The 24,090-nt window shown below is 33.1% G+C and carries 23 protein-coding genes and 1 other annotated feature; of the genes, 17 read left to right on the forward strand and 6 right to left on the reverse strand.

Translation table 11 applies throughout. The features are described 5' to 3' along the window. Positions 1–86: 86 nt before the first annotated feature. Entirely contained in the window at positions 87–875 is a 789-nt protein-coding gene (locus tag GXK57_RS06595) for a lipid II flippase Amj family protein (protein ID WP_160673315.1), read from the reverse strand. A gap of 434 nt (positions 876–1,309) precedes the next feature. Here GXK57_RS06595 and GXK57_RS06600 point away from each other — a divergent pair, with 434 nt between their 5' ends. Continuing rightward, positions 1,310–2,086, forward strand: coding sequence for a peptidoglycan-binding protein (locus tag GXK57_RS06600; protein ID WP_160673318.1), 777 nt, complete (start codon positions 1,310–1,312; stop codon positions 2,084–2,086). A gap of 106 nt (positions 2,087–2,192) precedes the next feature. Here the strand turns inward: GXK57_RS06600 and GXK57_RS06605 are convergent, their stop codons facing one another. Together GXK57_RS06605 and GXK57_RS06610 are read right to left on the reverse strand one after the other, a co-directional pair. Further along, on the reverse strand, positions 2,193–2,465 hold the full coding sequence (locus tag GXK57_RS06605; RefSeq protein ID WP_160673321.1) for a barstar family protein: 273 nt from the start codon (positions 2,463–2,465) through the stop codon (positions 2,193–2,195). A gap of 114 nt (positions 2,466–2,579) precedes the next feature. Continuing rightward, a complete protein-coding gene (locus tag GXK57_RS06610) occupies positions 2,580–3,035 on the reverse strand; it encodes a ribonuclease (protein ID WP_160673324.1) in 456 nt (151 codons plus the stop codon). 599 nt (positions 3,036–3,634) lie between these two features. Between GXK57_RS06610 and GXK57_RS06615 the strand changes: the two genes are divergently transcribed. Continuing rightward, positions 3,635–4,126, forward strand: a complete 492-nt coding sequence (locus GXK57_RS06615) for a GNAT family N-acetyltransferase (protein ID WP_243156378.1) — start codon at positions 3,635–3,637, stop codon at positions 4,124–4,126. Between the two features lie 102 nt (positions 4,127–4,228). Here the strand turns inward: GXK57_RS06615 and GXK57_RS06620 are convergent, their stop codons facing one another. Further along, positions 4,229–4,870, reverse strand: a complete 642-nt coding sequence (locus GXK57_RS06620; RefSeq protein ID WP_160673327.1) for a hemolysin III family protein — start codon at positions 4,868–4,870, stop codon at positions 4,229–4,231. A 727-nt stretch (positions 4,871–5,597) separates the two neighbouring features. Between GXK57_RS06620 and GXK57_RS06625 the strand changes: the two genes are divergently transcribed. After that, positions 5,598–5,924: a hypothetical protein gene (locus GXK57_RS06625; protein ID WP_128214693.1), complete on the forward strand. Its 327-nt coding sequence runs from the start codon at positions 5,598–5,600 to the stop codon at positions 5,922–5,924. A 161-nt stretch (positions 5,925–6,085) separates the two neighbouring features. Here GXK57_RS06625 and ygiD read toward each other — a convergent pair whose 3' ends face one another. Next, entirely contained in the window at positions 6,086–6,862 is a 777-nt protein-coding gene (gene ygiD / locus GXK57_RS06630; protein ID WP_160673330.1) for a 4,5-DOPA dioxygenase extradiol, read from the reverse strand. Between the two features lie 423 nt (positions 6,863–7,285). Here ygiD and GXK57_RS06635 point away from each other — a divergent pair, with 423 nt between their 5' ends. After that, positions 7,286–7,747 (forward strand): 8-oxo-dGTP diphosphatase, encoded by a 462-nt coding sequence (locus tag GXK57_RS06635; protein WP_160673332.1) that lies wholly within the window; start codon positions 7,286–7,288, stop codon positions 7,745–7,747. Positions 7,748–7,878: 131 nt separating this feature from the next. On the opposite strand, the gene yjeM is transcribed toward GXK57_RS06635, so the two are convergent. Next, positions 7,879–9,363, reverse strand: a complete 1,485-nt coding sequence (gene yjeM / locus GXK57_RS06640; RefSeq protein WP_160673335.1) for a glutamate/gamma-aminobutyrate family transporter YjeM — start codon at positions 9,361–9,363, stop codon at positions 7,879–7,881. A 486-nt stretch (positions 9,364–9,849) separates the two neighbouring features. After that, positions 9,850–10,082, forward strand: a binding site (T-box leader). A 299-nt stretch (positions 10,083–10,381) separates the two neighbouring features. Here yjeM and trpE point away from each other — a divergent pair. From trpE to aroE, 13 genes are all read left to right on the forward strand, one after another. After that, positions 10,382–11,788 (forward strand): anthranilate synthase component I, encoded by a 1,407-nt coding sequence (trpE, locus tag GXK57_RS06645; RefSeq protein WP_243156379.1) that lies wholly within the window; start codon positions 10,382–10,384, stop codon positions 11,786–11,788. After that, positions 11,785–12,369 carry an aminodeoxychorismate/anthranilate synthase component II gene (locus GXK57_RS06650; RefSeq protein ID WP_160673338.1) on the forward strand — a complete coding sequence of 195 codons (585 nt, stop codon included), beginning with the start codon at positions 11,785–11,787 and terminating at the stop codon, positions 12,367–12,369. Before trpE ends, GXK57_RS06650 begins: the two co-directional genes overlap by 4 nt. Beyond that, positions 12,369–13,388 carry an anthranilate phosphoribosyltransferase gene (gene trpD, locus GXK57_RS06655; protein WP_160673341.1) on the forward strand — a complete coding sequence of 340 codons (1,020 nt, stop codon included), beginning with the start codon at positions 12,369–12,371 and terminating at the stop codon, positions 13,386–13,388. Before GXK57_RS06650 ends, trpD begins: the two co-directional genes overlap by 1 nt. Continuing rightward, positions 13,385–14,164: an indole-3-glycerol phosphate synthase TrpC gene (gene trpC, locus GXK57_RS06660; RefSeq protein WP_160673344.1), complete on the forward strand. Its 780-nt coding sequence runs from the start codon at positions 13,385–13,387 to the stop codon at positions 14,162–14,164. The genes trpD and trpC overlap by 4 nt, the downstream gene beginning before the upstream one ends. 2 nt (positions 14,165–14,166) lie before the next feature. Next, positions 14,167–14,787, forward strand: coding sequence for a phosphoribosylanthranilate isomerase (locus tag GXK57_RS06665; protein ID WP_160673347.1), 621 nt, complete (start codon positions 14,167–14,169; stop codon positions 14,785–14,787). 10 nt (positions 14,788–14,797) lie between these two features. Next, positions 14,798–15,988, forward strand: coding sequence for a tryptophan synthase subunit beta (gene trpB / locus GXK57_RS06670; protein ID WP_160673503.1), 1,191 nt, complete (start codon positions 14,798–14,800; stop codon positions 15,986–15,988). Then, positions 15,981–16,745, forward strand: a complete 765-nt coding sequence (trpA, locus tag GXK57_RS06675) for a tryptophan synthase subunit alpha (RefSeq protein WP_202127685.1) — start codon at positions 15,981–15,983, stop codon at positions 16,743–16,745. Before trpB ends, trpA begins: the two co-directional genes overlap by 8 nt. Positions 16,746–17,523: 778 nt before the next feature. Further along, positions 17,524–18,540, forward strand: coding sequence for a 3-deoxy-7-phosphoheptulonate synthase (aroF, locus tag GXK57_RS06680; protein WP_160673350.1), 1,017 nt, complete (start codon positions 17,524–17,526; stop codon positions 18,538–18,540). Positions 18,541–18,655: 115 nt separating this feature from the next. Beyond that, entirely contained in the window at positions 18,656–19,732 is a 1,077-nt protein-coding gene (aroB, locus tag GXK57_RS06685) for a 3-dehydroquinate synthase (protein WP_202127688.1), read from the forward strand. Next, positions 19,729–21,009: a 3-phosphoshikimate 1-carboxyvinyltransferase gene (gene aroA, locus GXK57_RS06690; RefSeq protein WP_160673356.1), complete on the forward strand. Its 1,281-nt coding sequence runs from the start codon at positions 19,729–19,731 to the stop codon at positions 21,007–21,009. Before aroB ends, aroA begins: the two co-directional genes overlap by 4 nt. Then, positions 20,987–22,069 carry a chorismate synthase gene (gene aroC, locus GXK57_RS06695; protein ID WP_160673359.1) on the forward strand — a complete coding sequence of 361 codons (1,083 nt, stop codon included), beginning with the start codon at positions 20,987–20,989 and terminating at the stop codon, positions 22,067–22,069. The genes aroA and aroC overlap by 23 nt, the downstream gene beginning before the upstream one ends. Beyond that, the gene (gene pheA, locus GXK57_RS06700; RefSeq protein ID WP_160673362.1) at positions 22,069–23,220 is read left to right on the forward strand and encodes a prephenate dehydratase; all 1,152 of its coding nucleotides are present in this window, start codon (positions 22,069–22,071) and stop codon (positions 23,218–23,220) included. Before aroC ends, pheA begins: the two co-directional genes overlap by 1 nt. 36 nt (positions 23,221–23,256) lie before the next feature. Beyond that, on the forward strand, positions 23,257–24,072 hold the full coding sequence (aroE, locus tag GXK57_RS06705; protein ID WP_160673365.1) for a shikimate dehydrogenase: 816 nt from the start codon (positions 23,257–23,259) through the stop codon (positions 24,070–24,072). The last annotated feature ends 18 nt before the right edge of the window (positions 24,073–24,090 follow it).

Raw genomic sequence — 24,090 nt, forward strand, 5'->3', positions numbered from 1 at the left:
GAAGAATAAGGTTTGAAAAAGTTTCCTTCTATGCAGAGAATATAAACACTGATCTGCAAGTGCATATATTGGAAGATGAATTTTTATTATTTATATATAAGAGATAGAAGTCTAGCTGATGGAACTAAAAGTAATTGACCTAAAAGCGTACCAATAAGCTTTGTTCCGATGAGCATTATAACCAGAGCTTTTACGTCGCTATATTCTCTTTTTCCTCTATAAGCCTCGTCTGTTATTACAGCAGATTTAGGATCTATAAAAAGAGTCAACATTATAGTTGCAATACCATTTATAAGTCCTGAGGACTGAGCTATGGTGGCTGCCTTGTTTGGTAAATATATAACTGCATAATTAGATGAAAGAACTCCTATGGTGTATACACCGGTTATAAAGGCGTTTAATAGTAAAAGCCTTTTGGGTATGTTTTTATATCTGAGATTATCAAGCATGGACTTTTTAGGTTTTATGGTGCTTTTGGCTATTCTTTTAATGTTACTTACGCTAAGTGATTGCACTACAAGACTGGGAATAGATCCGCTAACCTCTAACTTTGCCATGGCAATCTCAAAAAGTTTTAGAAATGTAGGAATTAAAAATATGCCTATAAGTGTTCCGCCTGAGGCAGCAAGTATTATCCCACGAACCTGCATAAGAGGATCATATTTATTACTAATACTAGAATCTATTAATGAACCTATCAAAGGTCCTTGAAAAGTGTTGGCTGTTCTTGAAATTAAAACAATTATGTTAAATAGAGAGGTTGATAAAGCAAAATTACCACTCTTTACTGAATTTAGTCTCACGGAGTAAGATAATGTATCGATAAAATGAATTACCAGCGTTAAGGCTATAAGAAATATGTATTTATTAGACATAGATGAGCTCCCTTAGTAAAAAAATAGTATTGTTATATATAGGTATCCTTTACGAAAACTTAATTTATAGATGTTTGACAATCAAGGCTTCTGGGGATTATCGGGAATGTATAAATTAATAGTTTAAGTTGGATATCTATACATTAATTGTAATATTAAAGATTTATTTAGTAATTATAGCATAATATAAAGTTTTTATATGTATTATGTAAAGTGTTTACAATAAGTTAACGGTTAATTATATGTTGACTATGTTTAAACACTTTACTTTAATATAGGCTTTATTTTACATGTGATTGGAAATAAGATCATTACTATATTGTTTTTTAGCTTGTCCTAAGTATCTTGAATAATAGCACATTTATTAAGTAGATGCATATATTAGATTATGGTATACAAAATATACTAAAATATAAGGGTAAGGAGTTGCTGCTATGATTAAGCTTGGAAGCACTGGTGTTGAAGTAACCAAGTTACAAGAGAATCTAATGACCTTGGGTTATAAGGTAGGTACTTCTGGAGCTGATGGAAGTTTTGGAAGGGATACCTATGAGGCTGTATTAGAATTTCAGAGAGACAACAACTTGAAGCCGGACGGAATTGTTGGTGATATTACAGAAGAAGAGATATACAAGGCAATATTAAACAATAAAGCTAAGCTGAGTCAAAGTTTAGGAGAGAGAGCTACAAGTATTTATATAAGTGGAGAGCAGCTTAGAGCTATTGGCTGGAAAAATGTTAATATTAATATAATTACTGACTTAAATCATTGTCTCCAAAAATATGAAATAACAACGTTTCCAAGGATATGGCATTTTATAAGCCAATGTAGTTACGAATCTGGATTAGGACTATATACTAAGGAGATTGGTAGCGGACTTGCATATGAATACAGATCAAGTTTAGGTAATAGATATGCTGGTGATGGTCCTAAGTATAAGGGGGCTGGATATATACAGCTAACAGGCTATGATAATTATGTAAGATTTGCTGAAGATATCGATGACCAAAGAGTCATGGAAGGTGCAGACTATGTCTCAGTGATGTATCCTTGGATGAGTGCAGGTTTTTGGTGGCATTCGAATAATATGAATGATTTATGTGATAAAGGAGCTACTGTAGAGGAAGTTACATTAAGAGTAAACGGAGGATATAGTGGACTAGAAACTAGAAAAAAGTATTATGATTTATGTGTTAGTGTAATCAATTAGATTTTAGTTTATTGGATATACATTAAATAATTATGGCTAAGGAGCTTTTTTCTCCTTAGCCATTTGATTTTATAATAATATATTATTTCCCACAGAGAAAAGTGTTTTAAGATACCTTTACATCAAATCTTCCTTTTAATAGTTCTGAAGTTTTTAAAAGTATATTTAGTGTTTTGTCTGCATAATCACCTAGTAAATTTCGGCTTATATCAAAGTTTTTCCACTCTAAGGCAATGGGCAGTCTGATGTCGCCAGTTAGGCAGTCCCAAAGGGCATCTAAGTTATTACCATAGTAATCTGGAAAATTAAATTCTGATTTAAGTATGGAATGAAGCTTTTCTTTATCGGTAATTTTTGAACCGTCCAATACTATTTTCATATACCCATCTCCTTAATAGAACCAATAGCTGCTCTTCTTATTATAGTCGAAATCAATGAAATGGTTAAGTTAGTATTTTATAGTTTGCCACTTCATAATATATTTAGAAATTCTTTAATAATAACGGGTAAAAGTATTGTAATGATCAGTAGTTCCGTATATTAGGCCGTCATTAGAATATAGAAGTCTATCAGCACCTCTATGTCCCCCGTTATAGTTGATATCACATTCGTGCCAAACTCTACCAGACTTAGTTGGTAAAACTCTTTCAGAGTTTGTGAAAACATCGCCTCCTATGCTTTTACCAGGTGCATAGTCCCAAAGATCTTCTCCAGGTTCCCAACCTAAAGCGTAAGCCTGGGACTTTGTTATATAATTGCTTGGTAAGTGACCATAGACATGGATATAATTTGCAACTCCTTGAAAATCATTTATTACAGCGTAGCTGCTATAAGCAGAAGTTGTAGATGTATATGCCTTAGCTGTACTTGTGAAGTTTGTTACAAATACTGAAGCAAGCATAAAAGTGAATACTAGGAAGAGATTTAATTTTTTTATTAGTTTTTTCATTTTATATCAATCCTCTCAAATATAATAAATAAGTAACGGATCTCATTCTAAGATAGGTTATGTCATGGGAAAATTAACTGTTGAGTTATAATATACTATTTTTATTAGGAATATAACTTTATTTTCTTGTGTTTTAAGTTACTTAGAAAAAGAAATTCATCACTTACAATAACAAATATACAGGAATATGGTACAAATATAAAGAGCTTTTGTAAAGTTTACCTTATTTTAACAAAGTTGTAGCTTTTGTATGATTTTTATAAATTTCTTACAGTTAGTTTGGTGTATTTTGTACAGTTGATAATTTAATTTAACTGTCAGTTGAAGCTTATTTATTTGCTTAGGGTTTATCAAGATGTACCACTTTAATTTTTAGACTGAAAATAAAGCTTTATATGAATCTAAGAAGCTTTATTTTGATAAATTTTATTATGAAGAGGTATATATAGATAATAGCTATAAAATCATAAGAATATTGATATAGGTGGTATTAAAAATAAAACATTATTATAATTAATTTAGGCTCTGTTAATTTCACCAATAGTATTAAACATAGCCTTGATTTAAAGTGATTTAGTTAATAATAATGTTAAGGAGATATGAAGGGGAGTTGTAGGAACCTTCACTGTGAGGATATGGAGCGTTATAGATACCTTAATGGAGGCGAAGAGCTTCTAGATAGCGTAGAACCGCTATGGGAGTTGTTAAATGAATATCATAAGGAGAAATCTATAGACTTCAGAAGTCAGTACGAAAGCTTTACCTTTAATGAAAGGAAAAAGAAGCTGCTGACTTCAAAAGTAATAAATATAGATATAGTTATTGACCCCTTTGATAATTGTATAGGATATTGTATAAGTACTATAAGCCATGATTCAATTGGAGAAATAGACTCTTTATTTTTAAAGGAAGAGGCAAGAAAGTATGGAGTTGGTGACAAATTGATAAGAAGAGCTTTGGAATGGCTAGAAAGCAATAAGGTAAAGAAGAAATTAATAACAGTAGCTTCTGGTAATGAAAATGTAATAAACTTCTATAATAGATATGGTTTTAAAAAGCGTAGGATAGTATTAGAATTTGTTGAAGAGTAGTGTAACTAAATATACTCTAAGAAAAATTAGATACGCAAAAAGGCCGCTGAAGAAAGATAGCTTAAGCGGCTTTTTAATATTAACACCAATATAAAGCTTTTATTATTTCAAGTACAATAAACTTAAAATAGAGAAGTAGTGGAATACACTTCCTCCAATTACGAATAGATGCCATATAGCATGATTATATTTGATTGAATCCTTTATGAAGAAGAATGCACCTACAGTGTAGGAAACCCCTCCAAGGACCAAAAATAAGAACCCGTAAAAAGGCATATTTACATAAAGAGGTCTAATAGCAAACATTATAAGCCAACCCATTACAACGTATAGTACAGTAGATAGTATTTCGCGTTTACCGGTATAAAAGGCCTTTAAAGTGATTCCAACCACTGTACAGCCCCATACAATACCAAATATAGTCCAACCTACTGGTCCCCTTAATACTGTAAGACAAAAGGGAGTATAGCTTCCAGCAATAAGTATAAATATAGACATATGATCAAATTTTCTAAATAATCTTTTTACCTTCTTACCAGGTAAGCTGTGATATAAGGTTGATTCTAGATAAAGTATAACTAAGGTTGAGCCGTATATGGAAAAGCTTACTACATGCCAAGCAGTTCCTTTTAAAGCAGCTAGAACAATTCCGACAACCAAAGCTGCTATTGCAAATGCAGTTCCAATCCCGTGGGTTAGGGAATTCATTAATTCTTCTTTTTTAGTATAAAAATTATCTTCCATTGTTAACTCCTTTCAAAATTCTTAAGATATATGTACAATAAAATAATGATTTCTACTGTAATTGAAAGCATAAAATTTTTTCTAGATTAACCTAGAATCTTAAGTCACTAGAATATCTTTTTTGCAATACAGTAAAAAAATAAAAATTATTTGCTTCATATAAAATATCTTATTCAGATTTCATTTTAATCATATAAATAATATACAGTTTTATTTGTTGACGTTCAATATAAAGGTTAATATATTTATAGTTTTGCCAATATTTTACGTTATGATTAAGATTTGTTCTAAAATAATTTAGATTATGTGAAATATTTCTTAATAAGGTATAACGGAATGGCTTCAAATAAAGTATAATCTAAATAGTAACTAATAACTAAGGATTAATAAAATCATTGGTTTAGTTATAATAGAGAGAACTTCACAGATTTATAAACACCTATGCATTATATTTATTAAAGTATATATACTAAAATTATATTACTAAACAGATATAAATATTAAATTAGAAATTGTAATAGTAAATTAATAAAAAATTTAAAATAAACTTTATTTGATTTAATACAGTATTATAATGTATTATATAAGTGGTAAAAATTTTATATTATAAGTAAATAGTAGAGTCTTATCCTATATATATTTTCCTGGAGTATTATCCAGTATACACCAGTATATAAATTAGCTATAGGTTTAAAATAAGAATATCTCACTAAAGAGGGGTGCTAGAATGAAAACATTTCAATCGCTAATCAATGAAACTTTAGAAGCTGAAGATTTAGAAGAATTGGAAGCAGCAGCAGATTTATTCCAATTTGGTATAGAAAAAGGCTACTACAATAGAAGACAGGTAGATGAGTTTAATAATGCTTACTGGAGCGTAAAAAATAGATATCTAGCTTACGAAATTGCTGAAAAAGTTAAAGCAAATAAGCTAGATCTAATAACCATAGTTTCTAATGCTCCTGCTGAAATAAAGGAAAATAAAAATGAACTTTTAAACTATGTAAATGGTCGTATGAAAGCATTAAAAGGGAAAATAAGCGGAATTAAATAATTTATAGATGTGCCAGCTATACTAATTGATTTTATCCTAGGATTAATGATGGGTGCTATTTCTTTGGAGTATAAGCCAATTAGTTGGTACATCTTTTTTGCTGTACATAAATATATAACAAAGCCTCACTAATGAAATAAATATTAGTGAGGCTTTGTACTTTACGAAACAACAAAACTTCTCATAGATAGCGAGCCGAATTCAATGCCTTCATGAAGAAAGCTTATACTTTCATCTGCCTCTTGAAGAGCAGCTATATATAATAGTGGTAGATAGTGTTCATCAGTTGGTAAAGCTAATTTTTCTGTAATACCCTGAGACTTGTAGTTAATCAAGTTAAGGTGATTATTACTAATTAAAGAATTTGCAATGTAATCATCAAATTTCTTAGCCCAGTCAAATGGACTATCAGAAGCGTCGAAATCCATCTTTCTTAAGTTATGAACAATGTTTCCGCTACCTAGAATCAAATAACCTTCATCTCTTAACTCCTTTAGCTTTTTTCCTAAATTATAATGCTCTTCAGGCGTAAAAGCGTGATTAAGGCTTAACTGAAAAGCTGGTATATCTGCATTGGGGTATAAATGTTTTAATATAGCCCAAGAGCCGTGATCAAGACCCCATTCCTTTGTGGATTTAACTCCAAAGGCCTTTAGGCGTTCATAGGCTCTTATTGCATATTCTGAAGAACCTGAGGGCTTATAGTCCACTTCATATAACTCTCTTGGGAATCCGTAAAAGTCATATATCTGTTTAGGATTATTTTGTATATCTATATAACTACCTTCTGTAAGCCAATGGGCTGAGATAACTAATACTGCCTTAGGTTTTCCTATAGTTTCTCCTAGTTTATTAAGCATCTTTGTATATTCATTAGTTTCAATAGCATTCATAGGGCTTCCATGGCCGATGAAAAGTGCTGGTAATCTATCTTTCATAAATTTATCTCCTATCAAGAATTACTTATAATTAGTTAGTTACTTTTTTATATATAATATAATATACTATACTAATAAGATATAGTTTGCAATAGTTTTTTATTCTTTAATAAATTATATTTTAGATAAAGCTCTGGATAAGTATGCTTAGAGGGCTTAAGTGCAAATATAAGAAAAATAATAATAAGAAAAATCATGGCTAATATAAAAAAATCATATCCAGAGCTAGTAACTATTTAATAATTATATGTAGAAATTAGCTATATTATGAGATAGAATTGTAGTCATATGGTTATAATTGTTAATACAATAAAAAATAGAGAAAATTATGTTTTAGAATTTATTATTGGAATATATAAGAGATTTGTAAAAAATATTGAATCCATATATCTTGAAGAAATATTAAATGATTGAGGTGATAAGATGAAAAACTCAACTCTTTGCTACATAAGAAAGAATAATAAGACCCTTATGCTACATAGAGTAAAAAAGATAAATGATGTACATGAAGGTAAATGGGTAGGTTTAGGTGGTAAGATGGAAAAAGGAGAAACACCTGAGGAGTGCATTAAGAGGGAGGTGTTGGAGGAAAGCGGACTAACATTAAAAAATCCATCTTTAAAAGGGCTGCTTACATTTCCTGCCTTCAAAGATGGTGAAGATTGGTATGTGTTTTTGTTTTCAGCTTCAGAGTATGAGGGTGAACTTACTGAGTCAAATGAGGGCAATTTGAAATGGATTGATGATGAAGATTTGTTAATGCTTCCACTCTGGGAAGGAGATAAGTTGTTTTTAAGTTGGATGAAACAAGATAAATTCTTTTCAGCTAAGTTTGTTTATGAGGATGGTGAGTTGAAAGAATCAAGCTGTATTTTTTACTCTTAATAAAAATACATAATTCTTTCTAGCTAAACCTAGTAATATAAAGAGTTGAATAAATACATATAAGAACCCGCTAAAGAAAATCACTTTAGCGGGTTGTATAAAATATGAATATTTACTTGTAAATTAAGGTGTTAATTTTGACTTTTCTCATATCTCCAGTACATTAAGACTGCTACAATAGTAAAGAATATAGGACCACCTATCATCCAAAGCGTTGATGATAAGTCACCTTTAGTTGCTGGTTCTATTATAGTAAAGAAGTTTGCAAAACCTACTGTTAGAGTTACTATTATAGTAGCTATCAATGCAGTTGTATTGCTTTTGAAAACTGTAAATGGCTTCTTAATCTCCTCTTTTTTCTTAAAGGAAGCAAAAGCTCCTGAAATAAATAAGTAAGGGATAGTCATAGCGACGTTTGTCATAAGTACTAGTCTACTAAAGAAAGCAGCTGCACCTTGACCACCAAAGGAAACCATTAATACAAATACAATAACTATCGCGCATTGAACATACATAGCATTCTTAGGAATTCCCTTTTCAACTATACTCATCTTACCAGGCCATAATTTTGCAGGAGTTCCTTCTATTAATTGCTTTAATGGAGCGTAGGATAAAGTGAAGAAGGCACCAGATAAAGCAAGGAACATAGAAAGACCAACAAATCTAGCAACCCAAGCACCAAGTTGTAAAGCTCCAGCTTCACTTAAGTGGAAGCCAATTCCTAATTGATATCCTAAGTTTTTCATTACTACATAAGCTACATTTCCCATGTGTACACCCTTTACTGAAAGAACATCTGTCCAGTTTGTAAAGATTCCACATAAGAATATTCCTAAGGAGTAACCTATTGCAATAACTATAGCAGCTATTGTTATTCCTTTAGGGAAAGTAACTTCTGCGTTGTCAGTTTCATCAACTAAACCACCAACTACTTCTATTCCACCATAAGCGAATATAGCGAAAACTAAGAAGGATAAAACTGATATAGAGCTTAGATATGAAGGATTTGGTGATGTAGTGAAGGCACTAACGGTTATAGGCTCAGCTACATGACCGCCATTTGCAATTAGAACTACAACTGCACCAACTAATAGAACTATGTTTAATAAAGCAACCGCTGTTCCTCCAACGGAAGTTATTTTTGTTATCTTTTCTAACCCTCTTGAGCCTGTAAAGGTAACCACTGAAATCCATATTACTCCAAGGATTCCTAAAGTTTGTGTGGATCCAAGGCCGAATAATGACCAAGTAGCAGTAGTATCTTTACCGAATATCAGATTTGATAGTGGTATCCATATAGATGAGCATATATTAACCATCCAGATGATATAAGACGCATACCACATGAAAGTTCCTATAAATGCATATCTAGGACCTACTGATTTCTCCATCCATGAATATATTCCACCTTTTTCATTTTTGAAAGCAGCACCATACTCTGCCATCATAAATGCAAATGGAATAAAGAATGTAATTGCGGATATTATGTACCAAGGAATTGCACTATAGCCCATAAGATAAAATGATCTTGGCATGTTTGCAAATCCGAACACTGAAGTAAATATCATTAAAATCAGTGGTACAAGAGTTAATTTTTTCTTGTTTTTACTTTCCATTTTTCTCCCTCCATGAAACATAAAATTTAAAATAACTTAAAAAAATAAACTAACTATAAAATGAAAGTTTTATATATTTTTATTGCAAATAACATTATATACTCTGATGTAACATAATCCATAATCGTTATGACTAAATAAATGGTTAATAAGTTACAAAATTATTAATAAAAAATTAACAACAAATCATTAAAAAAATTTTTATATTAAATAATCATCTTATTTTTAGCAAAAACAATAAATTTTATAAGAAATATTGCTATGTTAACATAAAGATAATTATTAAAATCTATTTAATTCAATTTAAATATGACTGATAAAAATTAAGTTAAAATTCCTAATAAATAAAAAAGGGCTTTAAGATAGCATATTCAAATTGAAGTGTAAATGATCCAGTACTTAGATTAGCCTAAAAAAGAATAAATAAAACTTTAAAAAAATATATTTACAAAATAAGGTTACTTTATTATAATAAATTCATAAAGTGATAAATCGATGAGTAAGAGTAGTAAGCGTACTGAAAGAATTACAGAGAGCTGCAGGCGGTGAGATGCAGTATTTGGACATAGGCTGAATGGACTTACGAGAGGGAGCCGAAAGTTTTAGTAGGTGACACGTATTCCCACGTTATAGGGATAGGATATTGTTATGTATCTGATTAAGAGATTACTTTTTGTTAAGTAAATTGAGGTGGCACCGCGATAATTATCGTCCTCTATATGCATTTTTTGCATGTAGGGGACTTTTTGTTTTTTTAGATATATCCAAAATATATTAATGCCTAGGTGTGTCTATTAATCTTAAAAAAGCATTACCTTTTACTGTCTAGACCAGTATAAAATTTTATAGTAGTTAAACCTAGTAATTTCAATTACTTAGAACAGTATTTAAGAAACTTTTTAAGCTCAGATTTTAATGAGTGATGGCTTTCTAATAACAATTTTAATTTTTGAAATATTTTTAATTTTTAGATAAAGAGGTGGTTAGTATTTTTAGTTATTCAAAAAAAGAATTTGATTTGCTTAGAAAAGAAGGTTATTCCTTAGATTTATATCACAAATTTAACGGAGATGAGATGACACCAATTTCTATATTTTACGCATTAAGAGAAGACAAGATGTTTCTTCTAGAAAGCTCAGTGTTTGAGCCTGAGAAGGGAAGATATAGCTTTATAGGCTTCAATCCTTATGCGGAGATAAAGAGTTCAGGAGAGAATGTTGAAATTACAGAAAATAAGGTCACAGTAGAAAAGACAAGTAAGGTACTTGATGAAGTACAAAACCTTATAGAGAAGATTAACTATAAAGATGAAAACAACATTCCCTTTCAGGGAGGAGCAGTAGGCTATGTGGGCTATGATGTTATAAAGCAATATGAATATATTGAGAGTTCCAATAAGGATGCATTGGGTATTCCTGAAGCGTATCTTATGTTCTACAAAAACTTTATAGTATACGACCATTTCGATAAAAATATCTCTATTCACAGAGTCCTATTAAGAGACGAGAGGAAACAGTACGAGGAAGTTAAAGGAGAGCTATTACAAATAAGAGAGAAGCTTTGCTCATACTCAAAAAACAATAACTTAGAAGCTTATGAAACTTCAAAAAGAGAAGTAAACTCAAATACCACAAAAATAGAATATATGGACATGGTAGATAAGGCTAAAAAATATATAGAAAATGGAGATGCATTTCAAATAGTAGTTTCTCAAAGGTTTAGCTGCAGTTTTAAGGAGGACCCTTTTAAAATCTACAGGCGACTAAGAAGCAAAAACCCATCACCCTATCTTTTCTATATAGATTATATAGATTTTCAGATTGTTGGTTCTTCTCCAGAAAGTCTTGTATCTGTTAAGAAGGATCTTGTAACTACAATGCCTATAGCAGGAACAAGAAAGAGGGGAACTACGCCAGAAGAAGATGAGCTTATAAAAAAAGAGCTGCTTGAAGATGAAAAAGAAGTAGCTGAGCATCTAATGCTTGTGGATCTAGCAAGAAATGATATAGGAAGAATAAGTGAGGTTGGCACCGTTAAGGTTGAAAGACTTATGGAGGTAGAGCTCTATTCTAAGATAATGCATATTGTTTCAAAGGTTACAGGAAAGTTGAAGAAAGGAAGCAAGGCTTTTGATGCACTAAAGTTCTGTCTGCCAGCTGGTACCTTATCTGGTGCACCAAAGATAAGAGCTATGGAAATAATAGAAGAGCTTGAAAAAGAGAAAAGAACAGTCTATGCAGGAGCCATCGGATATTTTTCTTTTAATGGAGATATGGATACCTGCATTGCCATAAGAACTGTGATCTTAAAGGATGGAAAAGGATATGTGCAAGCTGGAGCTGGTATAGTTTATGATTCAGTTCCTGAGACTGAATATGAAGAAAGCTATAATAAGGCTCTTGGAGTACTGGAGGTTATAGAATGATTATACTTATTGATAACTACGATTCTTTTACCTATAACGTTTATCAATATTTAAGCGAACTGGGAGAAGAGGTTAAGGTTTATAGAAACGACAAGATAACTTCTGAGGAAATAAATGCAATTTCACCTGAAGCCTTAATAATATCTCCAGGGCCTGGATACCCAAAGGATGCAGGAAATACCTTGGAAATAATTAATGAAACCTATAAGCAAATACCTATACTAGGAATTTGCCTTGGACACCAAAGCATAGGACAGGTCTTCGGAAGCAACATTGTTAAAGCCAATAAGGTAATGCACGGAAAGACCTCAAAGATAGAGCATAACAACGATGCTTTGTTTAAAGGAATAGAGAGTCCCACAAAGGTTATGAGATATCACTCTCTAGTCATTAGGGACATGGGGACGGAGCTGTTTTCACTAGCAACTTCAGTTGATGATGGTGAGATAATGGCAATAAAGCATGTAAAGTACCCTGTTTACGGTATTCAGTTTCACCCAGAATCAATATTTACACCAGAAGGGAAAAAGCTTCTCTCAAACTTTTTAGATATAAAAGATAATATTAGGAGGAATAAGTGATGAGATCAGAATTTCAAAGTGCACTTAGAAAAGTAACTATAAATGAAAGACTTAGCTTTGAAGAGGCTTATGAAGCAAATAAATATATTTTAAGTGGTGAAGCTGAGGAAGGTGAAATAGGAGCATTTCTTGCGGCGCTTAAGACAAAGGGAGAGCATCCCCAGGAAATAGCTGGTATGGCAAAAGCTATGAGAGAGCTTTCAAGTATTGACTTCGATGTAGAAGATTCCTTTGACAATTGCGGTACTGGAGGAGATTACTCTAATAGCTTTAATATAAGTACCACGTCTGCTTTTGTACTTGCTGGGGCAGGGGTTAAGGTAGCAAAGCATGGTAATAGATCAATATCAAGTAAATGTGGAAGCGCAGATTTACTGTCTGAGCTTGGGGTAAATATTGATCTTTCTAAGGAAAAGGTTAAAAAGCTCATTGATGAGGTTGGAATAGCATTTTTGTATGCTCCTACCATGCATCCAAGAATGAAATATGTAATGAAAGTAAGAAAAAATCTTGGTATACCTACTGTTTACAATATTCTTGGACCTTTGACCAACCCTTTAAATCCTAGCAACCAGTTAATAGGTGTATACAAAAAAGAGCTTGTCAAAGATCTTTGTGAGGCTCTTAAGCTTTTAGGAAAGAAGAGAGCTTTGGTTATAAATGGAGACAATAGGCTGGATGAAGGTACTTTAGATGGAGATAATTATTGCGCCTTTTTGGTAAATGGAGAAGTTAATAATATGGTTATCAAAAGTAGCGATTACGGAATAGATAGGATAGGCTTAGAGAGTTTAGCTGGTGGAGATGCGAAGGAAAATAGCAGAATAACCTTGTCAATATTGAATGGAGAGAAGAGTCCTTATAGAGAAGCAGTGGTATTTAATTCAGCTCTTGGTATTTTTGCTAGCGGAGTTTGCGAGGATATAAGGTCTGGTATAGATATGGCAAAAGACATATTAGACTCAGGTAAGGCAATGGAAAAACTGGAAAGTTTAATCGAGGAGAGCAATAAAATATGAAAAATTTCTTAGAAAAGATTCTAGAACTTAAAGAAGCAGAAGTACAAGAGCTCAAGCTTAAATATGAAGAACAGGGTTTCCCTAAAAGAAATAGAGCTTTTCATTCTTTCGTGGAAGGTTTTAAATATAATGATTTTAAGATCATAAGCGAGATAAAGAAAGCTTCACCCTCTAAAGGAGCTTTGAATATGGAGCTGAAACCAGAGGTTAAAGCCTTAGAGTATGTAGCTAGTGGCGCAGACTGTATATCTGTTTTAACAGAAAAGCATTTCTTCAAAGGAAAGGAAGAAGATCTTTATGAAGTATGCGAAGCAGTTTCCATACCTGTATTAAGAAAAGACTTTATAATAGACTCGGTGCAGTTATATCAAAGTTTAAGTCTAGGTGCAGATTTGGTGCTTTTAATAGCTGCAATTAACTCAAAGGAAAGCCTAAAGAGGCTTTATGAGGAGGCACTAAGCCTAGGCCTTGAGGTATTAGTAGAAATCCATGATGAAGAGGACTTAGAAAAGATAAAAGAGCTTAAGCCAAAGCTTATAGGAATTAATAATAGAAATCTTAAGACCTTTGAAGTAAATGTTGAAAATACAATTTCCTTAAAGGAAAAGATGGACTTTCCAGATAGTTATATCATATCTGAGAGTGGTTTTGACTCTCTTGCTAAGGTTGAAAAGGTTAAACAGAAAGGGATAAGAGGAGTTTTAGTAGGAGAGGCCTTTGTTACTTCAAGTAACTTTAAGGAGCTACTATTAAGCTTTAAAGGAGGCTCAGATTAATTATGAAAACACTTGTAAAGATATGTGGAATAAAAGATGTAGATACTGCTTTGGCATGTAGTGAATTAGGTGCTGATGCCTTAGGCTTTGTATTCTGTAAAAGTATAAGAAAAATTGAACCTTTAGAAGCCAGAGCTATAATAGAAAAGCTTCCTAAGGAGATATTGAAAATCGGAGTTTTTATGAATAATTCTCTTGAAAAAGTAAAAGAGATTCAAAGAATATGTAAATTGGATGTGGTTCAGCTCCATGGTGAAGAAAGTGCTGATTATTGCAAAAGCCTAGAAGTACCATATATAAAAGCTTTTAAGTCTAATGCCTTGGACTTTCAACAAATGGCAAAATACCATTGCTTTGGATATCTTGTGGACTCTCCAAAGGATTTTACAGGAGATATGATAGGTAAGGTTTTTGACTGGGAGTCTATAAAGTCGGTACCAGAAGAAATAAGAAGCAAGCTCATATTAGCTGGTGGTCTTAATGCCTCCAACGTGTTAGGCGCCATAAAAGAGGTAAGTCCATTTATGGTAGATGTGAGCAGCGGTGTAGAAACAAATAGAATAAAGGATTTAAATAAGGTTGAAGAATTTATAAGGAAGGTGAGAGATTTTGAAAGAAATTAAAGACTATGCAATGCCTGATGAAAGAGGACATTTTGGAAACTACGGAGGAAGGTTTATTCCAGAAACCTTAATGAACTCAGTTATTGAACTAGAAAAAGCTTATTTAAAATACAAGGATGATGAAGCGTTTAAGAATGAGGTAGAGTACTATCTTAGAGACTATGTTGGAAGAGAAACACCGCTTTATTACGCTAAGAATCTTACTGAGTACTGTGGCGGAGCAAAGATTTACTTGAAAAGAGAGGACCTTAATCACACTGGTGCTCATAAGATAAACAATACTATAGGACAAGTGATATTAGCTAAAAGGATGGGAAAGAAAAAAATAGTAGCAGAGACAGGAGCTGGACAGCATGGTGTTGCAACAGCAACAGCAGCAGCTTTATTTGGTCTTCAATGCAAGATTTTTATGGGAGAAGAAGATATAGAAAGACAAAAGTTAAATGTGTTTAGAATGAAGATGCTAGGAGCAGAGGTAGTTCCAGCTAAAAGTGGAACGAAAACCTTAAAAGATGCTGTTAATGAAGCTTTAAAATACTGGGTTAGTAATGTGTTTGATACCCACTATGTTATGGGTTCAGTATTAGGGCCGCACCCTTTTCCTATGATTGTTAGAGATTTTCAGAGCGTTATAGGCAAAGAGACAAAGAAGCAGCTTATGGAGCAAGAAGGAAGACTTCCAGATGCAGTTATTGCCTGCGTTGGTGGTGGAAGTAATTCTATTGGCATGTTTTATCCATTTATAAAAGATGAAAATGTAGAATTAATAGGAGTTGAAGCTGCAGGCGAGGGAGTAGATACTGAAAAGCATGCTGCAACCATAACAAAGGGTGAAGTAGGAGTTCTTCACGGTAGCATGATGTATATACTTCAAAATAGAAGTGGACAGATACAAGAGGCTTATTCTATATCGGCAGGATTGGACTACCCTGGCGTAGGACCAGAGCATTGCTATCTTAAAGATATTGAAAGAGCCAAATATTCTTATATAGATGATGAAGAAGCCTTGGAAGGCTTCAAGTTACTGACGAAGCTTGAAGGTATAATTCCAGCTATGGAAAGTGCTCACGCTATTGCGCATACCGCTAAGATAGCCAAGAATTACGGAAAAGATAAGATAATAGTTTTATGCCTTTCAGGTAGAGGAGACAAGGATGTAGAAAGAGTAAGTGAGATTTTGGGGGTGAGTTTAGTTGATTAGAGCTGCTATAGAGAAGTTACAAGAGGAAAATAAGAAGGCCTTTGTACCCTATATAATGTTTGGAGAGAAGTCTATTGAGAGCACTAAGAATACCATACTTAGACTGGCAGAGCTAGGTGCCACAGCAATAGAGATAGGAGTGCCTTTTTCTGATGCTGTAGCTGATGGAGACAGGATACAAGAAGCAGGTAACAAGGCTATTGCAAATAAAGTAAATTTGAAAGTGATTTTTGAAACAATAAAAGAACTTCGAAACAGTACTTCAGTGCCACTTATACTGATGACCTACCTTAATCCTATAATAAATTATGGCTTAGAAGCTTTCTTTACTACAATGGAGGAGGTGAAGGTCAATGGACTAATTGTACCAGATCTTCCGCTAGAGGAATTTGATTTTGTACTTCCTCATATAAAAGGTAAGGATATAAGCTTAATACCTTTGTGCGCAATAACCAGTGGAGAAAGTAGAATTGAGAAAATCTCTAAAGCAGGAGATGGCTTTTTATATGCAGTTACTGTAGCTGGGGTTACAGGGGTTAGAAAAAGCTTCAATGAAGGAACTATAGAGTTTTTAAAGAAAGCAAAAGAAATATCAGCTTTACCTGTGTTAGCGGGCTTTGGTATATCTAATCCTGACCAGGCTAAGAATGTGGCAAAATATTGCGATGGTGTTGTTATTGGAAGCAAGGTCATGGAACTAATTGACAACGAAGATTATGAAAGCATAGAAAAAATAATCAGCGCTTTGCAGGGATAATCATATTTATTCTTTGCACAAGTTCATACAAGTATCAGATGATTCATCAATTAATTTCAACACTGTGCTTTAACAGAGTCTATATTTTAAATTTTCCAAAAAATATATATTGTAAAAGTTTACTAAGGGTTGACAAATAATTTCTAAAGGATTATGATTTTATAAATTGATAGATTAAAATACCAATGGAGGTAATTATGCTAAACAATATTAGAGTTAGATTAGAACAAGTTAATAGCTTTTTTTACTTTTTTAGCTGGGGTTATTTTTATAACGCTGGTTACTTGTTCTGCAATCGAATAAAGAAATCTCTAATGAGTTAGCTTAATACATTCTAAGGTGGAAATGTCATAATTCGGTAAATCTTAAGGCTCATTAGTGGGCCTTATTTTTTTTACTGTTTAGGAGAATATAAAAAAAATACTAGTTTAAACCTAGCGATATAAATAGCTAGAAAAGGCTATTTATGGTAAACAGTAAAAAAGAAAACTTATTCGCCTGCCAGATTTTCCTCATATGCATTCGGAAAGGCAGATGCGCAAAAAACTCACTGAAGAAGATCACTTCAGAGACTTTTTTACTCTTATATGAATTTATAACACTGATAAAACTTTGGATAAGTATCCTTAGAAAACTTAAAGAATGCTGTAATCAAATCTTTTATTATCTGTGGTTCATATTTAATATGAGTAACTTTTAATTTATTAATAACATGTTCATTATATCAAGTTTACTAATTTTATATAAAATATATATTAATTTTGAAAGGGGCTATATTATGATTATTATTTTAAAACACAAAACACCAAAAGAAGAGGTACAAAAACTAGTTGTTGAGCTTGAAAAACTTGGGGTTCATGTTCATTTATCGGAAGGGTCAGAAAAGAGTATCATAGGACTTATTGGAGATACCACAAAGATTGATCCAACAAAAATTGAAGCTAATAGAAATGTGGAGAAAGTTATGCATGTACAAGAACCTTATAAAAAAGCTAATAGACTATTCCATCCCGAAGATTCAGTTATAAAGATTGGGGATGCAGAAATAGGTGGGAAAAATATATGTTTAATTGCAGGACCATGTTCTGTAGAAAGTGAAACGCAGATAACAGAGATAGCGAAAAACGTTAAAGAGTCTGGGGCTAAACTACTAAGAGGAGGAGCTTTCAAGCCAAGGACTTCGCCTTACAGCTTCCAAGGACTTGGAATGGATGGACTTGATTTACTACAGGTTGCAAGAAAGAATACAGGACTTCCTATAGTTACAGAAATAATGTCCACTAGCCAGCTTGATAGATTTGCGAGAGATGTAGATGTGATACAAGTTGGAGCTAGAAATATGCAAAACTTCGATTTGTTAAAGGAACTTGGCAAGATAGATAAGCCTATATTACTAAAAAGAGGTTTATCAGCAACAATTGAAGAGCTTCTAATGTCAGCTGAATATATAATGGCTGGAGGTAATGAAAAGGTGATACTTTGTGAAAGAGGAATAAGAACCTTTGAAACCTACACAAGAAACACTTTAGATTTGAGTGCTATACCTGCTATAAAGAAGCTAAGTCATCTTCCAGTTATTGTTGACCCAAGTCATGCTGCTGGAATGTGGTGGATGGTAGAACCATTGTCAAAGGCTGCAGTTGCAGTTGGAGCAGATGGACTTATAATAGAAGTTCATAATGATCCTGCAAATGCGTTATGTGATGGACAGCAGTCAATAAAACCTGAAGTATTCGAAAACCTAGTAAAAGACCTTAAAAATATAGCTACTGCTGTAGGTAGAGAGATTAAATAAGAGAGATGTTAGAATACTATGTTGAAATTAAGTGATTAATCATCTCCTTCATAGCCACTTAATTTCAACAATGTTATTAAGCGTAGAATAAATATGTATATAATTAAGGGAGATTATCATGAATTTAAAGGTTAATCTAACGAACAATTCATACGAAATTATCATAGAAAAGGGAAGTATAGCTAAAAGCGGACAGCAGATAAAGAAGGTATTTAAAGGGGAAAAAATAGTAGTAATAACAGATAAGAATGTGCATGAACATTATGGAAGCACTGTTCGTAACTCTTTAGAAAAAGAAGGCTTTTCTGTGGGACAGATAATACTTGAACCGGGGGAAAAGACAAAAGGCTTTGAGAGTCTTATATATATATACAACAGCTTATCGGACTTTAACTTAACGAGAAGTGACTTGATAGTAGCCTTAGGGGGAGGAGTTATAGGAGACCTAGCAGGTTTCGTAGCTTCAACTTATCTCAGGGGAATAGACTTTGTACAAATACCTACTTCACTTTTAGCACAGGTGGATTCATCAGTTGGAGGAAAAGTTGCAGTAGATCTAGAAAAAGGAAAGAATCTAGTAGGAAGTTTTTATCATCCTAAACAAGTAATAATAGATCCAGAGGTTTTAGCTACTTTATCTGAAAGATTTTTCTTTGATGGGTTAGCAGAGGTTATAAAATACGGTGCCATTAGTGATAAAGATTTATTTGATGAACTCATAAGTTTTAATAACAAAGAAGAGCTTATGGCAGAGATAGAAAATGTTATTTATAGGTGTGTGGATATTAAAAGACAGTTCGTAGAAAAGGATGAAAAAGATAAAGGGGATAGGATGCTTTTAAACTTCGGACACACTTTAGGCCATGCTATCGAAAAGTATTATAATTATGAAGCTTATACTCACGGAGAAGCAGTAGCTATAGGAATGTACTATATAACTAAGCTTGGAGAAGCTAAAGGCCTTACTGAGATAGGTACTAATAGAAATATTAAGAATATTTTAGCAAAGTATAATCTACCTTGGAAGGTTAACAATTTAAAAATAAAAGAATTGGTGGACACAATAAAGCTAGATAAGAAAAATTTAAACGGCAGTTTAAATATTATATTGATAAGTGAAATAGGTAAAAGTGAGATATATAAAACAACCTTAGATATATTTGAAGACTTAGATTTGGAGGAGAGAGAATGAAAAAAGTTGAGATAAAGCCCAAAAAGCTAATTGGGAATATAAACATTCCGCCATCTAAGAGCATGGCTCATAGAGCTATTATATGTGCAGCACTAGCTAAGGGAGAGAGCTTGATCACCAATGTTGATTTTTCTGATGACATCATAGCTACCCTAGGAGCTATAGCAAACCTAGGTGCTCATTACGAAAAAGGTGATACTTGGGTTAAGGTAACAGGTGGAGACTTGAAGGCTAAGGACAATGCCATAGTTGACTGCAATGAATCTGGATCTACCTTAAGATTTATAGTTCCTTTATTTCTTGTAGAACATAACAAAGTAACCTTTGTTGGAAAAGGGAATCTAGGTAAAAGACCACTAAAGCCTTATTACGAGATTTTCGAAGAACAGGGCATAGAGTATTATAATAAGGAAGGAATTCTTGAATTAAAGATTAATGGAAGCTTAAACAGTGGAGAATTTCATGTAAGAGGAGATGTAAGCTCTCAATTTATAAGTGGATTATTGTTTACCTTACCACTTCTTAATGGTGATTCAAGGATTGTAATAACAACTAACTTAGAATCTAAAGGTTATATAGACCTTACCTTAGACATGCTAAAGAAGTTTGGGATAGATATTGTAAATAATGATTATAAAGAGTTTGTAATTAAAGGAAATAGTTTCTACAAGGCTACTAAATATGAAGTGGAAGGTGATTTTTCTCAGTCTGCCTTTTATTTGGTCGCTAGCTGTCTAGGTAATGAAGTAGAGCTGTCAAAGCTGAATCTTGAAAGTCTTCAAGGAGACAAAGAGATATTAGCTATCCTAAATAGAATGGGAGCTAATATTAGTGTTTCAGAGGATAAAGTTTCACTAAAGGTGGAAGAATTAGTAGGAATCACTGTTGATGCAGCGCAGTGCCCAGATATAATTCCAGTGGTAGCGGTAGCAGCTGCACTAGCAAAAGGTACTACAAATATAATAAATGCCGGCAGGTTAAGAATAAAAGAATGCGATAGATTGAGTGCCATAGCCTCAGAATTAAATAAATTAGGCGCAAAGGTACGAGAAGGCGAAGATTACATGGTTATAGAAGGGGTTGAAAGTCTTAAGGGGGGAGAGGTTAGCTCCTTTGAGGATCACCGTATAGCAATGAGTTTAGCCATAGCGGCAACCTGCTGTAAAGAAAAAGTTATAATAAACAATCCACAATGTGTAAAAAAGTCATACCCAGGCTTTTGGCAAGACTATAAATCATTAGGGGGTGAGTTAAATGAGTGGAGTGTGGGGCAGTAATATAAAGCTATCTATTTTTGGAGAGTCACATGGAGGAGCTATAGGTATAAACATTAGCGGACTTCCAGTTGGAAAAGCTATAGATGAAGAAGAAATTTATAAAGAAATGCAAAGAAGAGCTCCAGGAAGAAGCAACCTTGCAACAGCTAGAAAAGAAGAGGATAGAGTTGAGATACTCAGTGGAGTATTTAATGGTAAGACAACAGGAGCACCACTTTGCGGAATAATAAGAAACAACGATACCAGATCTAAAGATTACAGCAAACTGAAAGATGTTATGAGACCAAGCCATTCAGATTATCCAGCCTCAGTTAAGTATAAAGGTTTTAATGATTACAGAGGAGGAGGACACTTCTCCGGCAGAATAACAGCTCCTTTAGTATTTGCAGGAGCTATAGCAAAATCAATTCTAAAAGAAAAGGGCATTAACATAGGTGCCCATATAAAATCCATTGCAGACATTGAAGATGAAGAATTTAATCCTATATATATTGATAGTACTGTTCTAGATACTTTAAAAGAAAAAGATCTCCCATTAATAGATGACGATAAAAAAGCTCTTATGGAGCACAGAATTCTTTCTGCAAAGATGGAAGGAGACTCCGTAGGAGGAGTGATACAGTGTGCTATAACTGGCGTAGAAGTAGGAGTTGGTGATCCGTTCTTTGATTCTCTTGAGAGTACCATAGCCCATCTAGCCTTTTCAGTTCCAGCAGTTAAAGGTATAGAGTTTGGAAAAGGCTTTGAACTCTCAAAGCTTAAAGGTTCTGAAGCCAACGATTCTTACTACTATGAAGGGGAAAAAATAGCTACAAAAACTAATAATAATGGTGGAATTTTAGGTGGACTTACCAATGGAATGCCAGTACTTTTCAATGTAGCCATTAAACCAACAGCTTCAATAATAAAGTATCAAGATACAGTAGACATAGATAAAAAAGAAGATACTAAGCTTCAAATTGAAGGAAGACATGATCCTTGTATCGTAACTAGAGCCGTAGTGGTTATTGAGGCAATTGCTGCTTTGGCATTACTTGACTTAATGGAAGGGGAATTTTAATGAATGATATAGAAGGTTATAGAAAGTCTATAGATGACATAGATAAGAAGATAGTGGAGTTATTTGAAGAAAGAATGAAGGTTGTAACAAAGGTAGCAGAATATAAGAAGAAAAACAACGTTCCTATCTTTAATGGAAACAGAGAAAATCAAGTGATAGAAAAAAATGTTGCTTTAGTTGAAGAGGAAGACTTAAAACCTTTTGTAAAAGAGTTTTTATTGTCAATGATGGATATAAGCAAGGAATATCAGTCACTAGAGCTTTCTAAAAATGATATAGCTAAAGCTTCTATTAATGAAGAAAAACCTTTCTATAAAGAAGAAAACTTAAGATTAGGCTATCCAGGGGTTAATGGCTCTTACTCAGAAGAAGCACTACTTCAGTTCTTTGGTATAAGACACAATACTTCAAACTATGAAAGATTTGAAGATGTGTTCAAGGCCTTAGCTAAGGATGAAATTGATTTTGGGGTTTTGCCTATTGAAAATTCTTCCACAGGTGCAGTTAAGGAGGTTTATGATCTTTTACGAAAGTATGGTTTTTATATTGTAGGTGAAAAGTGCTTAAAGATAGAACATCATCTGTTAGGGGTAAATGGAGCAAAGGAAGAGGATTTGAAAGAAATATATTCTCACCCTCAAGGAATAGAGCAGTGTAGTGGATATTTAAACAGCTTAGAAGGTGTAAATGCCGTACCAGATCTAAATACAGCCATAAGTGCTGAGCGTGTAAGCAAAGCTGGCGTAAAAGAAAAAGCAGCTATAGCTTCTAAGAGAGCGGCAGATATATTCAACCTTTCTATAATTAAAGAAGGCATAAGTAACGAAAAAGATAACTTTACCAGGTTCATTGTAGTAGGAAAGAACATTATAAATAGAATAGAAAATAATAAGATATCCTTAGTTTTTGCAGTTGAAAATAAGGCTGGAGCTTTATTCAATGCTTTAAAGTGGTTTTCAGTAAACAATCTGAACATGACTAAGATTGAGTCTAGGCCTATAGCAAAAGAGCCTTGGAGATATTTCTTCTATATAGATTTCGAGGGAAATATAAAAGATGTAGTGGTAAAAGACTTATTAGAGCTCTGCGAAAAAAATACTTCCTATTTTAAACTTTTAGGAGTGTATAAAAGGGAACTGGAGTGTAATTAAAAGCTTAAAGAAAGTATAGTTTGTAGGGGTGGAAAAATGAATGCATTGGGGTTAATAGGTGAGAGACTAGGGCATAGTCTTTCGCCACAAATTCACAAGAAAGTATTTGAAAAACTTAATTTGAACGCAAGCTTTTCCTTATATGAAATAAAGCCTGAGAATATAGGAATGGCTGTGCAAGCTTTAAAGGTTTTAGGTATAAAAGGAGTAAATGTAACCATACCTTATAAAGAAATACTTATGGATCAGCTTGATGTTATATCAGAAGAAGCAAAAGGTATAGGAGCAATAAACACTATAAAAATAGAACAAGATAAGACCATAGGTTATAATACTGATTACTTCGGCTTTGGAGAGCTTCTTATAAGAAATGAAGTGCAGGTAGAAGGCAGGACTTTTGCAGTGCTTGGAACTGGAGGAGCTTCAAAAGCTGTAGTGCAGTATATTAAGGATAAAAAAGCTGGAAAGATATATATAGTTTCTAGAGATAAGGAAGCGGCTTTAAATAAATACCCTGAATATAGTTGCCTTAGCTATTCAGAACTAGAACAATTAAAGGATATAGAAGTAATAATAAATACAACGCCAGTAGGAATGTATCCTAAGGTAGGTTTTTCACCTATAGGAGATACTGTAATACAAAAGTGTAATACAGTTGTAGATATAGTGTATAATCCTTTGGAAACAGAGCTTTTAAAGAGAGCAAAAGCCTTAGGAAAGAAGACCGTAGATGGGCTTTACATGCTTATAGCTCAGGGGATAAAAGCAGAGGAAATATGGCTTGAAAGAGAGCTATCTTATGATATTGGCGAGGAACTATATGAGGAGCTAAGTAAACTTATAAATAAATAACTTTATAAAGTAGAACTT

Source organism: Clostridium sp. C8-1-8 (assembly GCF_009928445.1).
In the GTDB taxonomy this organism is placed as follows: domain Bacteria; phylum Bacillota; class Clostridia; order Clostridiales; family Clostridiaceae; genus Clostridium_AR.